We start from the raw sequence: 14440 nt of genomic DNA on the forward strand, positions 1-14440 counted from the left end.
AAGCACAGGAATGAGAGCTGTTGGGATTGCGGGCATATGAATCGTTGCGTTGCCTCAGCGTCGCTGAGCGGCTCTCCGCCCGGATTGCTTATTTCTCCAGCGTCGCCACGGCTTCCACATGCGGCGACCACAGGAACTGGTCGACCGGCGTGACGCGGGTGATGCGATAGCCGCCCTCGGTCAGGATGGCGAGATCGCGCGCCAGTGTCAGCGGGTTGCAGCTCACGGCCACGATCTTCTTTACCGTGCTACGTGCCAGTTCCTTGCACTGGAATTCCGCGCCCGCGCGTGGCGGATCGAAGACGACGGCGTCGTAATTCTTGAGCTCGCTTGTCATCAGGGGGCGGCGGAAGAGATCGCGCTTCTCGACGCTGACCGGCTTCAGGCCCTGCGTGTTGCGGGCGGCGAAATCCAGCGCCTTCAGCGGCTTGTCTTCCGCCTCCACCGCATGCACCTTGCCAACGCGCGCAAGCCGCAGCGCAAATGTACCGGAGCCGCAGAAGAGATCGGCAATGCGTTTGGACTTGCCGACATGGGCAAGCACCAGCTCCGCCATGGCGTCCTCCGCCTGCTTCGTCGCCTGCGTGAAGCTGCCGGCCGGGGGCGATACCGCCACCCCGCCAAACTCGATGATCGGCTTCTGGGGCTCGATCAATATTTCCCCCGACAGTGAAACACGCGCAATGCCGCGCATGGCAAGAACCGTTTCCGTGAGCGTGCGGCGCTGCTTGTCGCTGACCGACTTGATGCCGTCGACGGAAATATCGAGGCCGGAAAGGGTCTCCAGCACCGTCATCCGGAAGGGTTCCGCATTCGCCACCATTGAAAGTCCGATGGCGCGGATGGCATCCAGTCGCGAGACGATGCCGGGCGAGGTGACGGGACATTCCTCAATGGCGACGATGTGGTGGCTGTTCGCCCGGCTGAAGCCGAGCAGCAGGCCCTTTTCCGTCTTGCGGGCGGCGAACACCGCACGGCGGCGCTCGCCGGGGCGACAGATGACGAGATTATCCACATCGGGCGTCAAGCCCTTCGATTTCAGTGCCGAGACCACCAGTTCCCGCTTGTATGCATGGTAAGGCTCGTCGGCGAGATGTTGCAGCGAACAGCCGCCGCAGGTGCCATTCTTGCCCTCCGGGCCGAAGTGGCGGCAGGCGGGTGTACGGCGTTCGGGTGAGGCTTCCGTAATCGACATGACGGTGCCGTGATCCTTCACCTTGGCGATGGCGACCGTCTCGCCAGGCAACGCGAAGGGCACATAGACCGGGCCGTCGGGACAGTGCGCAATGCCATCGCCCTGGGCGCCGAGGCTCTTGATGGTGACGGTTTGTGTGCTCATGGCTTTTCGCCTCCGAGAAGAAATTCGACATTGCCGTCACCGCCGGAAATCGGCGAGGGAATGAGGCCGAGACTTTTCCAGCCCATGTCCTCCGTCAGCCAGCGCTCCAGTTCGGCCGCCACTGCGGGCGCGGTTTCGGGTTCCTTCAGAAGCCCGGCCTTGCTGATGGCGTCACGCCCTGCCTCGAATTGCGGTTTCACCAACAGGACAGCACGAGCACCCGGCTCAGCAAGATCGAGCGCCGGGGCGAGCGCGAGCTTCAGCGAAATGAAGGACACGTCCGAGACAATGAAGCCGATGGGCTGGTCATCAATATCGTCCGCCGTCAGGAAGCGGGCATTCAGCCCCTCCAGATTGGTGACACGCGGATCGTTCGCGATCCTTACATGCATCTGCCCGTGGCCGACATCGATGGCGATGACGTGGCTGGCGCCCCGTTCCAGCAGCACCTCGGTAAAACCGCCTGTGGAAGCGCCGACGTCAAGACAGTGATGGCCGGAAGGATCGAGCCCGAAATGATCGAGTGCGGCCACGAGTTTCAGAGCTGCGCGGGAAACATAGGCCTGCGCTGGATCGCTGATGGCGATCTCGGCATTGCCGGCGACGGTCTGGCTCGGTTTGGTGACGGTCTTGCCGTTGACGCTCACGGTGCCGCGCGCAATCGCGTCGCGCGCACGCGAGCGACTGGCGAAGTGGCCGAGCGACACGAGAAGCTGGTCAAGCCGTTCATTTTCAGGTGTTTTGGACATGATCCCGTGTCAATGACTGCCAAACTCCGCCGATGCAAGCGATTTATCGCGATGCGGAGCCGACAGCGCCTGAGCCACGGACTTATGAGGCTTTTGCGCCGCAAATCAGCATATCAGATTAATCCAATATAAAGGCTTGTATTGCAGGGTGTGCCAAGGCCCGTGCGGCCGGTCGGAACCCGCCATGATGGCATCTTCTCCCATTTCTGAAATTGCGGCCGTTGCAGCGCAGACGCTTGCTCCGAGGCATCGGGTCGCCGAGAGAGTTTGCGATGTCGCTGAAAAATCTCCCCATTAATCTGAAGCTCATAGCCACCTTCTGTGCCTTGATGGGCGTGTGCCTGCTCGCTTCCGCGGTCGTATTCTGGCAGACGCTGGGGAGCGAGCGTGTCACGATTGAAAACAACCGCACCAAGGATATCATCCAGGCCGTGGATGGCGCGACGGCAGCCATGCTGGAACAGGCCGTCAATCAGCGCGGCTTCCTGCTGTTCCGCAGTGACAGCACCTATAATGACGTGTTCGCCCAGCGCGATATCATGCTGAAGAAGCTTGATGCAGCGCGCGCCCTTGCTGCCGGCCAGCCGGACATCCTGAAATCCATCGACGACATGCAGAAATCCGCCACCGTGTTCTTCAAGGAACTGGCGGAACCGCAGATCGCCGCACGCAAAACGACCGAAGCGCCGATTTCCGAAATCATCGAAATCGGCCGTAATCAGGCCAAGGGCCAGCTTGACGGCTTCCGCGCCTCGGCCGCCAAGATCAAGGAACAGCTGAATGGCCTGTCCACCGCTTACGCTGCAGAACAGCAGGCTGCTGCCCGCAAGCTGGAATATGCCCTTCTCGGCGGTGGCGCCGTCGCCGGCCTTCTCGCCGTGATCCTGATCTGGGCGCTTTCGCGCTCCATCGTTACGCCCATCGTCGGCATGACAGCGGCGATGAGCCGGCTTGCCGATGGCGATCTGACGACGGAAGTTCCGGCCACGGATCGTGGCGACGAAGTCGGCAAGATGGCAAAGGCTGTAATGGTCTTCAAGGAAGCCGGGCTTGAAAAAGCTCGCCTTGCCGGTGAGACCGATCGCATGCGCTCCGCGACGGAAGCAGAACGTCGCCGCACCGAGGAAGAAAAAGCCAGGGACGAGGCCGCCAGCGCTTTTGCCAGCGCCGAGCTTGGCAAGGGCCTTGCGGCTCTCGCGGATGGCGATCTTTCCTATCGCATTGAAACGCCTTTTGCGCCTGCGATTGATCCGGTTCGTGTGAATTTCAACAGCGCCGTCGAAAAACTCCAGCAGGCATTGCGCACGGTCGGCGAGAACGCGGCCGCCATCAATGCCGGCGCTTCGGAAATGCTCTCCGCCGCCGACGACCTGTCGCGCCGCACCGAACAGCAGGCGGCCTCCATCGAAGAGACCGCTGCGGCGCTCGAAGAAGTCACCACCACCGTGCGTGATAGCGCCCGTGGTGCGGAAGATGCCGGCAATCTGGTCCAGCGCGCCCGCGCCGGTGCGGAAAAGTCGGGTGTTGTGGTCCGCAAGGCGGTTGCCGCCATGCGCGAGATCGAGAAGTCCTCGGGCGAAATCGGCAACATCATTGGCGTCATCGACGATATCGCTTTCCAGACCAACCTCCTGGCGCTGAATGCCGGTGTGGAAGCCGCCCGCGCCGGTGATGCCGGCAAGGGCTTTGCGGTGGTCGCGCAGGAAGTCCGTGAACTTGCCCAGCGTTCGGCCAATGCCGCCAAGGAAATCAAGACCTTGATCAGCGCTTCCAGCCAGCAGGTGGAAAACGGCGTCAATCTCGTCGATGAAACCGGCAAGGCGCTGGAACTCATCGTCTCGGAAGTCGAAGAGATCAACGCCCATGTCAGCGCCATCGTTGTCGCTGCCCGCGAACAGGCCACCGGCCTGCAGGAAATCAACACGGCCGTGAACACCATGGATCAGGGCACGCAGCAGAACGCCGCCATGGTGGAGCAGCAGACCGCCGCCAGCCATTCGCTGGCCCGCGAAGCGGAAGCGCTGAACAGCCTGCTTGGCCAGTTCAGGATGGGCGGCGCACGCACCGCCGTTGCGAGCGCCGGCGGATATTCCGCTCCGCGCCCGTCTTCGGCCAAGCCTGCCTTCCAGCCTTCGCCGGCCGCGCCGATCCGCAAGGCTCCGGTAAAATCGGCCTCTGCAACAGCAAGGCCTGTCGCATCGCCGGCCCGTGCACTCGGCCAGAGCCTTGCCCGCGCCTTCGGTGGTGCTGCCGAAGCACCGGCCGCGAAGGATCAGGACTGGACGGAGTTCTGAGCGGGGTTTCAGATTGAACCTACGGATCGGGGGCCGAAAGGCCCCCTTTTTGCGTCGGCATTTTCAAATGGGAGGCCGCCTAGGCGCGCTGTAGCCGGAACATCCGTGCAAAGAAAAGCTCATCCGACAGGCGGTGGAGCAGGGCGGCAATGACGGCGGTTGCGGCAATGGCGAAAACGAGACGTCCGGCGAGAACCCCGTAGACATCCGCACCCAGCGACATGACCACAAGCGTGTCTTCAATCACGCTATGGGCAAAACCCATGAAGACGCAGGACAGAAATACCTGCCGCGGTGATATCGTCCCCGATTGCGCCTCGCGGATCAGGAAACCCGCGCCGTAGGAAATGCCGAGGAATAACCCGATGGCAGTGAGATGCTCGGCCTCGCCGCGAATGCCTGCAAGACGCAGCAGGGGCGAGAGCGCTTTCATCATCAGCGCGAGCAGGCCGGTCAGCCTGAGAATTTCAAGGCAAAGGGAAAGGGCAAGGAGGATGACGAGCATCCAGGCCATGGTTTCACCGAGACCGAGGAAATAGGCGGACCATTCAGGCGTGGCGCTCATCGCAATCCAGGCCGGGCTCACCGGCCCCGACAACCAGCCGGTCGATTCCAGAAGCTGGTGCAGGAGAAAGGCATAAAGCAATCCGCCGCCGACGCGCAGCCCCGTCGTGACGATCATGCCGGGGCCCGCCTTTTCGATGATTTTCTGTTCGATGGGCAAGCCATGGGCGAACAGGATGAGCGCCGAAAAAACGGTAATATCAGCCACGGTCAGTGAAGACGCGGGAACCAGCGTGAAGATGAGCGGCACGGCACCCCATATGCCGACCAGCATCGCGGTCAGCCAGGCAAGGCCGAGTTCAGGCGGCAGGCCGATGATGTTCATGACCGGCGCAAAAGCAGGTGCCACCGCCTCGATCGCCCCCATCCTTGATAGCAGCTCGGTCAGTATGGCGATCGGGACCGTGATCCGTACCAGCACCCAGTAAATTGCAAGCGTTTCCCGCGTTTTTTGCCAGACGGTCTGTAGAACTGACATATGAAGGCTCCCCTGAAAGTTGTTTCCATCCACTACTCCCGGCCGGTTCGCATTTGCGGTCAGAGATTGCAGTTTCATGCAATTTTATTGCAAAGATGGCGGCGGGCGATATGCTATCCGCATGGACAGGATCGACCGGAAACTTCTGAACCTTTTGCAGGACGACGCCTCGCGCACCAATGTGGATATGGCTGATGAAGTCGGGCTGTCGCCATCCAGTTGCCTGCGCCGCCTGCAGCGGCTGCGCAAGTCGGGCGTGATCGACCGCATCGTGGCGATCCTCAACCCGGCAAAGGCGGGACGCGTGCTCAAGGCTCTGGTGACGGTGGAGCTGAAACTGCACGGTGAGCAGCAGATGCGCCGCTTTCTGGATATTGCCTGCGCGGAGGAGGCGGTGTCGCAGGCCTATGCCGTCACCGGCGCAAGCGATGTCGTACTGATGTTACGCCTGCGGGATATGGAAGAATTCGACGCCCTGTGCGACCGCTTGTTCCGCGATCAGCACAATGTGGCGCGCTTTTTCACCATGGTCGTCATCAAGACGGCGAAAGAAGAAACGGCCATCAAGCTTTGAAACTGATAATATGGCCTTCTGGGTGGGCATTTGATCCTCCCCTTCAACCCAAGGAAAGCGTCTGGCTTTCGGGAAGGCAGTTTACAGATGGCGCCTCGCGTTAAGTTAAGGCTCCTTGAGGGCACCTACGGAGTGGCCCGGCTTTCTGCCGATGCATCCATTCCAGCCTGGGCCGATGGCACAGGTTTTCTCAGCATCAGCCGGACTGATGATGAGCTTTCCGTCGTTTGCCGTCAGGAGCGTATCCCTCATGATGTTAAGGCCGACACCGGCTGGAACTGTCTCAAACTTCAGGGCCCGTTCGCCTTTGATGAGACCGGCATCGTGCTTTCGGTGATCGAACCGCTATCGACCAACGACATCGGGATATTCGTGGTTTCCACTTTCGATGGCGATCACCTGCTGGTCAAATCGAAAGATCTTGAGAAAACGTTTGAGCTGCTGGCAAATGCAGGGCACTCGCGCATCTAAGCTCCGTGAGCGTGATCCGCCCGCATGGGATGCCAGACGGAAATATCGCGCGGCGCGTCCAGAAGCTCGGGCAGGGCATCGTGCCATGCCTGCCGATAGGGCCGGTGGATCTGAACGTCGATGACGTCCTGATGGTCAGTCCAGGTCTCATGCAGCAGGAACCGGTTCTCGTTTTCGCAATCCCGGTGCAGGGTTGCGTTCACGAAGGTCTTTTCGTGCCGCATGGCGTCGAGCAGCGCATTTAGCAATTCCAGAAAACGTTCGCGCTGGGCTGGACGGACCTGAAAGCCGATAAGATAGGTGGTGTGCACGGGTCTTACTCCTTGGCGCCTTGCATCAGTGCGTTGCGGGTTGCCGCGTCGGCGGGATAAAAACACTCCAGCACGAGTTCGGAGAGCGTGACGTCCGTCGCCGTCCCGAAAACCGTGGTGGTTGAAATGAAGCTCAATATGCCGCCCGAAGATGGATCGCGAAGCTGGAGCGGTATGGCCAGAGGGTCGGCCCCGGCGGTATGCGGGGCGACCTTTGGCGCGGGATAGGCCGCAAGCTCCGCATGCAGCCGAGAAAGCACTTCGTCTCCGGTTTCCTCGACCTGACGGCGCAGGCGTTCCAGCAGGTGATGGCGCCATTCGGCCAGATTGACGATGCGTGAACTCAGACCCAGCGGATGCAGGCTCAGCCGCAATGCATTGAGCGGCGGGGCAAGCAGTTCTTCGGAAACACCGACAAGCAGCGACGTGATCGCATCATTGGCGAGAACCACGTTCCAGTGCCGGTCCACGGCAAGGGCGGGGAAGGGCATGTGCCCATGCACCACGGTCTCGACGGCCTGCCGAGCCGCGGCCATATCGGGCGCATCCAGCGATCGTTCGGAATGGACGGGTGCATAACCCGCCGCCAGCATCAACCGGTTAGCGGCGCGGGCCGGCATCGAAAGCTGCTCCGCCAGCCTCACCAGCATGTCGCGGCTGGGCGATGATCGCCCGCTTTCAACGAAGCTCAGATGGCGTGCTGATATTTCAGCCTCCACCGCCAGATCCAGCTGGCTCAATCTGCGGCGGGCTCGCCATTCCTTCAGCACCTGGCCGACATGTTCTCGATGATGTGTCATGCCCCGCAGCCTAGCAGAAGATATCGCGGATGCGATTACCTCGGAGGTAATTGTTCCGCTTCCCGACCCCCGGCATGTTTGGGCCGTCAACCACAAGGAGCGCAATCATGACGCAGCATCTCGCAATCGCCGAAACCTATCTCGCAGCCTGGAATGAGGAAGACAATGAACGCCGCAGGCACCTCATCGGTCAGGCATGGGCAGAAAATACGCGCTACGTCGATCCGCTGATGCAGGGCGAAGGCCAGCAGGGGATTGCCGCCATGATCGAGGCGGTGCGGCAGAAATTTCCGGGATATCGTTTCGTTCTTGCCGGCACCCCGGACGGACACGGCAACTTCACCCGTTTCTCCTGGCGCCTTATCTCGCCTGAAGGGGACGATGTGGCTGGTGGCACCGATGTCGTCAGCCACGATGCCGAGGGCCGGATCGAAAATGTCGTTGGTTTTCTCGACGGCGCGGCATCCTGAGGTAAAGGCGGGATAGTCCCGCCTCCTATCCCGGCAGTTTTGTCAGCCGGCGAAACCGACTCCGGCCTGACGCTGGCCGAGCGCATTGAACACCGTGGAAATGATGCCGGCCCGGTCGAGGCCGGCATTGGCATACATGGTCTCTGGCTTCGCCTGTTCCACCCACTGGTCGGGCAGTGTGAGTGTCCGCACCTTGGGGCCGTGATCGAGCAGGCCGGCGCTTGCCATGAAATGCAGCACATGTGCGCCAAAACCGCCGACCGAGCCTTCTTCTATCGTCACCAGAACCTCGTGATGGGCGGCAAGCTGTCGGATGAGATCGAGATCGAGCGGCTTGGCGAAGCGTGCATCGGCAACCGTGGTGGAAAGACCGGCGGCGTCCAGGTCTTCGGCCGCCGCCAGGCATTCCGCAAGGCGGGTTCCGAAGGAAAGCAGGGCAACCTTCGTGCCTTCCTTGATGATGCGACCCTTACCGATCTGAAGAATCTCCCCACGCGCGGGCATCTCGACGCCGACACCTTCTCCGCGCGGATAGCGGAAGGAAATCGGGCCTTCGTCATAGGCGGCCGCCGTGCGGACCATATGTTTCAGCTCCGCCTCATCCGAGGCCGCCATAACTACCATGCCGGGGAGGGTGGCGAGGAAAGTGGTGTCGAAGGAGCCGGCATGGGTCGGCCCGTCGGCGCCGACAAAACCGGCGCGGTCGATCGGGAAACGCACGGGCAGGCTCTGGATCGCCACATCATGCACCAGCTGGTCGTAACCGCGCTGCAGGAAGGTGGAATAAAGCGCGCAGAACGGCTTGTAACCGTCAGCCGCAAGCCCCGCCGCAAAGGTGACGGCATGCTGTTCGGCAATGCCGACATCGAAGGTGCGCGCCGGGAACAGCTCGGCCATCTTGTCGAGGCCGGTACCGTTGGGCATCGCGGCCGTCACACCGATGATTTTCTCATCGAGTGTGGCTTCCTGGATCAGCGCCTCGGCAAAGACGCTGGTATAGCTCGGCGCATTCGGCTTGGCTTTCGCCTGCGCGCCGGTGATGACGTCGAACTTGTTGACGCCGTGATATTTGTCGGCTGCGGCTTCCGCCGGCGCATAACCCTTGCCCTTCTGCGTCACCACATGGATGAGGACAGGGCCTTTCTGGTTGTCGCGCACATTGCGCAGCACCGGCAAAAGGTGGTCGAAGGAGTGACCGTCGATCGGGCCGATGTGATAGAAACCAAGCTCCTCGAACAGCGTGCCGCCGGTCACGTAACCGCGTGCATGGGTCACGGCGCGGGTAATGGCGCGGTCGATCGTCTTCCCGAGATACGCCGTCAGCTTCTTGCCGAAATCGCGAAAACCCATATAGGTGCGGCCGGAGGCGAGACGCGCCAGATAGGCGCTCATCGCGCCCGTCGGCGGCGCAATGGACATGTCGTTGTCGTTGAGGATGACGATCAGTCGTGCATCGAGCGCGCCGGCATTGTTCAGTGCCTCAAACGCCATGCCGGCAGACATGGAACCGTCACCGATGACAGCAATGACCTTGCGGTCGCTGCCATCAAGACCCGCCGCCACCGCCATGCCGAGACCGGCGGAAATGGAGGTGGAAGAATGGCCGGCGCCGAAATCATCATATTCGCTTTCCGCACGGCGGGTGAAACCGGAAAGGCCACCTTCCTGCCGCAGCGTGCGGATGCGATCACGCCGGCCGGTCAGGATCTTGTGCGGGTAACATTGATGGCCGACATCGAAGATCAGCCGGTCTTCGGGCGTGTTGAAGACCTTGTGGATGGCAATCGTCAGTTCCACCACGCCAAGGCCGGCACCCAGATGCCCACCGGTTTTCGACACGGCGTCAATCATCTCGTCGCGCAGTTCCCTTGCCAGTTCCGGCAAGTCGCGATCATCGATCTCCTTGAGATCGGAGGGAAAATTCACCCGGTCAAGCAATGGTGTCTGTGGCATTCCGGTCAATCGTTCGGCCTTTTCTGGTGGTCCCCGCGCGGCGCGTGAGAACGTCTTTCATCGCGAAAGCCGCCGGGTGAACCATGCATGTCGTATACTTCTATAGAATTTCAACCTTCCGGCAAAGGGACAAACTCTTCTTCGTCGCCGGGAACGATGTCGAAGCGTCCCGTTCTCCACTCCTGTTTGGCCTGTTCTATGCGTTCTTTTGATGACGAAACGAAGTTCCACCAGATGTATCGGCGCTCATTCAGCGCTGCCCCGCCAAAGATCATGATGTGACAGCCATTGCTGCCGGCCTGAAGCGTGATGTCGTCACCCGGCCGGAAGACGAGCAGCTGGTCGGCGGCGAAGATATCGCCCGCCACATCCAGCGAGCCGGACAGAATATAGATCGCCCGCTCCTCATGATCGGCGGAAAAGGGACACTTTGCCCCCGGCTCCAGCGTCAGGTCGACATAAAGCGTATCCGTGAAGGCCGCAACGGGGGAGGTGAGGCCCTCGAATTCACCGATCACTACACGACCCGACGCGCCCTTGATATCGATCAGCGGCATCTCTTCCTTTGCCGTGTGGGCAAAGGCCGGGTCGATTTCCTCCATATGGTCGGGCAGGGCAAGCCAGGTCTGGAGGCCCGACATGGAAAGCGGATGGCCGCGCAGGTTTTCCGGCGTGCGTTCCGAATGCACGATGCCGCGCCCGGCGGTCATCAGGTTGATGTCGCCGGGGCGGATGACAAGCTCGGTGCCGAGACTGTCTCGGTGCTTGATTTCGCCGTCGAACAGATAGGTGACGGTGGAAAGCCCGATATGCGGATGCGGCTTCACATCCAGCGCCTCACCGGCCTTCAGTATCGCCGGACCCATGCGATCGAAAAAGATGAAGGGACCGACAAGCCGCCGCTGCCGCGTCGGTAGCGCGCGCCGCACCGCAAAGCCGCCAATATCGCTGGTGCGGGGGATGATGAGGTTCTCGATGGCGTCGCAGGCAAAGGCATCGCCCGCGACGGGATCGTTACCGGGAAAGAAGGACATGGTCAGCTCCTCGTATCGTCTGGCGGGAGTTTAGCATAACCGAGGGGGAGGGGAGCATCGCGATATCGAACGCAGCGTCAACGATCCTTGTTAACACGACATTGTGAGAGCACCTTACGGCCGGGAAGGTTCTCAAACCTCTCCTCCGTCATCCTCGGGCTTGTCCCGAGGATCTAAACACGTCAAGAAAATCAATGCAGATCCTCGGGACAAGCCCGAGGATGACGTCGAGCGTTTAAATCGGGAGGTGGCTACCTTATCGAATCCCGTCCGAACGCTCACCCTAAACGCAATCACTCTCCGTCGAGCGGCTCCACACCCTGCGGCTTGCCGGCGCGGTCGAGACGGATCTTCTCGATGCGCTTTTCGGCAGCGTTCAGCAGCGTTTCGCAATGCTTCTTCAGGGCTTCGCCGCGCTCATAGATGGCGATGGATTCGTCCAGCGCCACGTCGCCGCGTTCCAGACGTGCGACAATGCTTTCCAGCTCGGCGACGGCTTTTTCGAACGAATAACCGCTGACATCGCCTGTGTTGGCATTTTCCGTCATGTTCAACCCTTCATCATTCTCAAAATATGCATGGCTGCCGATTCCGCCAGCCCTTCCAGATCATAACCGCCTTCCAGCAGGCTGACGACCCGATTCGAAGTGTATTTATCCGCCATCTCCAGAAGCCGGCCCGTCGCCCAGTCGAAATCCTCTCCCACCAGATTGATCTGCGCCAGCGGATCACGGTGATGCGCGTCGAAACCGGCGGAGATGAGAATGAGATCGGGCGAAAAATCCGCAATCGCCGGCAAAACGCGCGATTTGAATGCCTCGCGGAAATGTTCGCTGCCGGTGTTCGGAGAAAGCGGTGCGTTGACGACGTTGTTCTTCACGCCGGTTTCGTTTTTATCGCCGCTCCACGGATAAAGCGGCATCTGGTGGGTGGAACAGAACAGCACGGATGTGTCGTTCCAGAAGATGTCCTGCGTGCCGTTGCCGTGGTGCACATCCCAGTCAATGATGGCGACGCGCTCGGCACCATGCGCCTTCTGCGCGTGGCGGGCGGCGATCGCCACATTGTTGAAAAGACAGAAGCCCATGGCCTTGGCGGTCTCGGCATGGTGGCCAGGCGGGCGGGCTGCAACGAAGACATTGTCGGCAGCGCCGGTAAAGACATCGTCTACTGCCGCCATTGCGGCGCCGATGCCGGTCAGCGCCGCCTGCAGGCTTTTTTGCGAAACGTAAGTGTCGGCCTCAATGCGGTTGATCTCGCTATCCTCTTCCGGAATCTGTCGCATCACGGCAAGCAGATGCTCTTCCGGATGCGCCAGCAGCACCGCATCCTCATTGGCCTGAGGCGCTTCTTTGCGATCAAGGCGCTCGAAATTCGGATGTTCGAGCGCGATGTTCAGCGACCGCAGGCGGTCCGGCCGCTCGGGATGGCCGGAAGGCGTGATATGCTCGAGGAAGATCGGATGTTCGTATAAACGCGTCGCCATTCTTTTCCTCCCGAAGAAAGTGTTTTCAGGCGCGCTGCGGCAGCAGCGGATAACCCGCCATGACGGCGCGGCCGGCAAGGGCTGCCAGCACGGCCTTCAGCGCATCACCCGGGATGAAGGCGAGCGAACCCATGAAAGCCTTTTCAAAACCGAGACCGACGACCACCGCCAGGTAGGTGATGCCGAAAGCATAAAGCACGACCACGCCGCCGATCAGGCTGGCGACGAAAAAGCCAACACCCTGCGCCAGAGCGGACTGGCTGCGATTGACGAGTTTTTCCGAGAGCGTGCCGGTGACGAAAACGGATGCGATCCAGCCGATCAGGAAGCCCGTTGTCGGCGTGGTGAAGATCGAAAGACCACCACGTCCGCCCGAAAGCACCGGCAGGCCGATGGCGGCAATCAGGATCGTCAGCAGAACCGCGAGCGTGCCGCGTTTTGCGCCGAGGACGACGCCGGCGAGCATGACGCCGAGCGACTGCGCGGTAATCGGCACCGGAATGAAACCGAGCGTGATCGGCGGCAAAAGCCCGAGCGCGATGATGATGGCGGAAAACAGCGAAATCAGCACAAGGTCGCGGGTCGTCATGGCTCGGAAACTCCGGATGGTTGTCTGGCCGTCAGCTTTGGCCTCTGAAACCGCGCGCGTCAATGGCGTCGGCAATGGCATCGGCATCCTTCAACGTCATAATGACGAGCGGCACGATGATGGTCGCCATCCGCACGGGCAGGCCACGCGCCCGGTGGGCATCGCGCACCGCATGGTAACGGTTGACGATCTCAGGCACGAAGCGCACCACCAGCCCGACTGCAAGCCCGATATCGGCGGCCTTGAGCAGCCCCAGCCTTTCCAGCGGGGAGGCAGCACGTGTAATTTCGTCCATGAACTGCGAAATGCTGACGGTGATGGTGACCGCGGTGGCGAGCAACGCAAGTGCCGTCAGCCGCATAAGATTGACACTGGCATCGTGGGCCGGAAGCAGGAGATAGCTGAAGCCGGCGACGAGGAAGATCGTCAGCATCACCGGCCGCAGCCGCAGGGCGATGTCCTTGAGGGGCAGCCGCATCGCGCTCAGAACTAGCGCGGCCAGAACCATCGCGCATGCGAGAACCAGCAAGTCGCGGGTGAGGAACAATGCAATGCTGAAGCCCATGAGCGTCAGAAGCTTGAGGCGCGGCGAGACGCGGTATAGCCAGCCCGTTCCTTCGACATGCAGCGATTTCATCGCGACGCCACCTCCAGATAGCGCGCCACCGCCTCTTCAGGTGCAGCATCTGCAATAAGCGCACCCTCATGGAAAACCAGCACCCGGTCGAAACCCCGAAGCAACGGCAGATCGTGGGTTATGACAATCAGCGCCTGGGACAGCGCCGCCATGGTTCTTTCCACGACTGCGCGGTTTTTGAGATCAAGCTGGTTGGTTGGCTCATCGAGAATGAGGATTTGCGGTTCGGTCACCAGAAGGGCGGCAAGCGCTGCAAGCTGTAGCTCACCGCCGGAAAGCTCATGCGCGCGCCGGTCTTCCAGCTGCGCGATGCCGAGTCCGGCCAGAACGACCTTCACCCGATTTTCAGTTTCGGCCTTGCCGAGGCCGAGCCGCTTCAGCCCGAAGGCGACATCGTCGCGCACGATCGGCAGGATGATCTGGTTTTGGGGATTCTGGAAGATGAAACCGACCATCTGCAGGATGGCGCTGGCGTCGCTCACGGTGTCGAGACCGTTCACCGAAACCTTGCCCTCGCTTGGCTTGTTCAGCCCGTTGATCAGCCGGGCAAAGGTGGTCTTACCGGAACCATTGAGACCGATTACGCCGATACGCCGTTCCGTCAACGTCAAGGACAGCGGCTGCAGGACCTGCCGGCCCTCGAAAACGACACCGGCGGCATCGAAACGGATTTCCAAACTTACATCCTCGC

16 protein-coding genes are annotated in these 14440 nt (G+C 61.0%); 4 read left to right on the forward strand and 12 right to left on the reverse strand.

Annotation, left to right across the window (positions count from 1 at the left end; all coding sequences use genetic code 11):
* Positions 1-88: 88 nt before the first annotated feature.
* Complete coding sequence (locus tag QE453_RS12605) at positions 89-1339, reverse strand: class I SAM-dependent RNA methyltransferase (RefSeq protein ID WP_309777165.1); 1251 nt, start codon at positions 1337-1339, stop codon at positions 89-91.
* Positions 1336-2088: a TlyA family RNA methyltransferase gene (locus tag QE453_RS12610; RefSeq protein ID WP_309777167.1), complete on the reverse strand. Its 753-nt coding sequence runs from the start codon at positions 2086-2088 to the stop codon at positions 1336-1338. The genes QE453_RS12605 and QE453_RS12610 overlap by 4 nt, the downstream gene beginning before the upstream one ends.
* Before the next feature lie 272 nt (positions 2089-2360).
* On the opposite strand from QE453_RS12610, the gene QE453_RS12615 reads away from it, so the two are divergent.
* Positions 2361-4382: a methyl-accepting chemotaxis protein gene (locus QE453_RS12615; protein WP_244405193.1), complete on the forward strand. Its 2022-nt coding sequence runs from the start codon at positions 2361-2363 to the stop codon at positions 4380-4382.
* A 79-nt stretch (positions 4383-4461) separates the two neighbouring features.
* On the opposite strand, the gene QE453_RS12620 is transcribed toward QE453_RS12615, so the two are convergent.
* Positions 4462-5424, reverse strand: coding sequence for a nucleoside recognition domain-containing protein (locus QE453_RS12620; RefSeq protein WP_136882478.1), 963 nt, complete (start codon positions 5422-5424; stop codon positions 4462-4464).
* A gap of 121 nt (positions 5425-5545) precedes the next feature.
* Here QE453_RS12620 and QE453_RS12625 point away from each other — a divergent pair, with 121 nt between their 5' ends.
* Positions 5546-5998 carry an Lrp/AsnC family transcriptional regulator gene (locus QE453_RS12625; protein ID WP_044458734.1) on the forward strand — a complete coding sequence of 151 codons (453 nt, stop codon included), beginning with the start codon at positions 5546-5548 and terminating at the stop codon, positions 5996-5998.
* An 87-nt stretch (positions 5999-6085) separates the two neighbouring features.
* Positions 6086-6469, forward strand: a complete 384-nt coding sequence (locus tag QE453_RS12630; RefSeq protein WP_044458735.1) for an ACT domain-containing protein — start codon at positions 6086-6088, stop codon at positions 6467-6469.
* Here the strand turns inward: QE453_RS12630 and QE453_RS12635 are convergent.
* On the reverse strand, positions 6466-6780 hold the full coding sequence (locus tag QE453_RS12635; protein ID WP_035209397.1) for a putative quinol monooxygenase: 315 nt from the start codon (positions 6778-6780) through the stop codon (positions 6466-6468). The genes QE453_RS12630 and QE453_RS12635 overlap by 4 nt on opposite strands.
* 5 nt (positions 6781-6785) lie before the next feature.
* A complete protein-coding gene (locus QE453_RS12640) occupies positions 6786-7580 on the reverse strand; it encodes a helix-turn-helix transcriptional regulator (protein ID WP_309777169.1) in 795 nt (264 codons plus the stop codon).
* A 107-nt stretch (positions 7581-7687) separates the two neighbouring features.
* Here QE453_RS12640 and QE453_RS12645 point away from each other — a divergent pair, with 107 nt between their 5' ends.
* Positions 7688-8050: a nuclear transport factor 2 family protein gene (locus QE453_RS12645; RefSeq protein WP_244405189.1), complete on the forward strand. Its 363-nt coding sequence runs from the start codon at positions 7688-7690 to the stop codon at positions 8048-8050.
* Between the two features lie 42 nt (positions 8051-8092).
* On the opposite strand, the gene dxs is transcribed toward QE453_RS12645, so the two are convergent.
* From dxs to QE453_RS12680, 7 genes are all read right to left on the reverse strand, one after another.
* Positions 8093-10012, reverse strand: a complete 1920-nt coding sequence (gene dxs / locus QE453_RS12650; protein WP_037090795.1) for a 1-deoxy-D-xylulose-5-phosphate synthase — start codon at positions 10010-10012, stop codon at positions 8093-8095.
* Between the two features lie 101 nt (positions 10013-10113).
* Entirely contained in the window at positions 10114-11037 is a 924-nt protein-coding gene (locus QE453_RS12655; RefSeq protein ID WP_044458738.1) for a pirin family protein, read from the reverse strand.
* 293 nt (positions 11038-11330) lie between these two features.
* Positions 11331-11585: an exodeoxyribonuclease VII small subunit gene (locus tag QE453_RS12660; protein ID WP_112553368.1), complete on the reverse strand. Its 255-nt coding sequence runs from the start codon at positions 11583-11585 to the stop codon at positions 11331-11333.
* 2 nt (positions 11586-11587) lie between these two features.
* On the reverse strand, positions 11588-12523 hold the full coding sequence (locus QE453_RS12665; protein WP_173614485.1) for a histone deacetylase family protein: 936 nt from the start codon (positions 12521-12523) through the stop codon (positions 11588-11590).
* Between the two features lie 25 nt (positions 12524-12548).
* The gene (locus QE453_RS12670) at positions 12549-13112 is read right to left on the reverse strand and encodes a biotin transporter BioY (protein WP_309777175.1); all 564 of its coding nucleotides are present in this window, start codon (positions 13110-13112) and stop codon (positions 12549-12551) included.
* A gap of 31 nt (positions 13113-13143) precedes the next feature.
* Positions 13144-13749: an energy-coupling factor transporter transmembrane protein EcfT gene (locus QE453_RS12675; protein ID WP_309777177.1), complete on the reverse strand. Its 606-nt coding sequence runs from the start codon at positions 13747-13749 to the stop codon at positions 13144-13146.
* Positions 13746-14426 (reverse strand): energy-coupling factor ABC transporter ATP-binding protein, encoded by a 681-nt coding sequence (locus QE453_RS12680; protein WP_035209405.1) that lies wholly within the window; start codon positions 14424-14426, stop codon positions 13746-13748. Before QE453_RS12680 ends, QE453_RS12675 begins: the two co-directional genes overlap by 4 nt.
* Between the last annotated feature and the right edge of the window lie 14 nt (positions 14427-14440).

The organism is Agrobacterium sp. SORGH_AS_0440, assembly GCF_031453135.1.
Lineage (GTDB): Bacteria > Pseudomonadota > Alphaproteobacteria > Rhizobiales > Rhizobiaceae > Agrobacterium > Agrobacterium pusense.

Coding starts and splice junctions, on each gene's coding strand:
- QE453_RS12645 (WP_244405189.1), top strand. CDS start 7,688: ATGACGCAGCATCTCGCAATCGCCGAAACCTATCTCGCAGCCTGGAAT.
- QE453_RS12610 (WP_309777167.1), bottom strand. CDS start 2,088: ATGTCCAAAACACCTGAAAATGAACGGCTTGACCAGCTTCTCGTGTCG.
- QE453_RS12660 (WP_112553368.1), bottom strand. CDS start 11,585: ATGACGGAAAATGCCAACACAGGCGATGTCAGCGGTTATTCGTTCGAA.
- QE453_RS12640 (WP_309777169.1), bottom strand. CDS start 7,580: ATGACACATCATCGAGAACATGTCGGCCAGGTGCTGAAGGAATGGCGA.
- QE453_RS12615 (WP_244405193.1), top strand. CDS start 2,361: ATGTCGCTGAAAAATCTCCCCATTAATCTGAAGCTCATAGCCACCTTC.
- QE453_RS12670 (WP_309777175.1), bottom strand. CDS start 13,112: ATGACGACCCGCGACCTTGTGCTGATTTCGCTGTTTTCCGCCATCATC.
- QE453_RS12605 (WP_309777165.1), bottom strand. CDS start 1,339: ATGAGCACACAAACCGTCACCATCAAGAGCCTCGGCGCCCAGGGCGAT.
- QE453_RS12655 (WP_044458738.1), bottom strand. CDS start 11,037: ATGTCCTTCTTTCCCGGTAACGATCCCGTCGCGGGCGATGCCTTTGCC.
- QE453_RS12630 (WP_044458735.1), top strand. CDS start 6,086: ATGGCGCCTCGCGTTAAGTTAAGGCTCCTTGAGGGCACCTACGGAGTG.
- QE453_RS12620 (WP_136882478.1), bottom strand. CDS start 5,424: ATGTCAGTTCTACAGACCGTCTGGCAAAAAACGCGGGAAACGCTTGCA.
- QE453_RS12625 (WP_044458734.1), top strand. CDS start 5,546: ATGGACAGGATCGACCGGAAACTTCTGAACCTTTTGCAGGACGACGCC.
- QE453_RS12675 (WP_309777177.1), bottom strand. CDS start 13,749: ATGAAATCGCTGCATGTCGAAGGAACGGGCTGGCTATACCGCGTCTCG.
- QE453_RS12665 (WP_173614485.1), bottom strand. CDS start 12,523: ATGGCGACGCGTTTATACGAACATCCGATCTTCCTCGAGCATATCACG.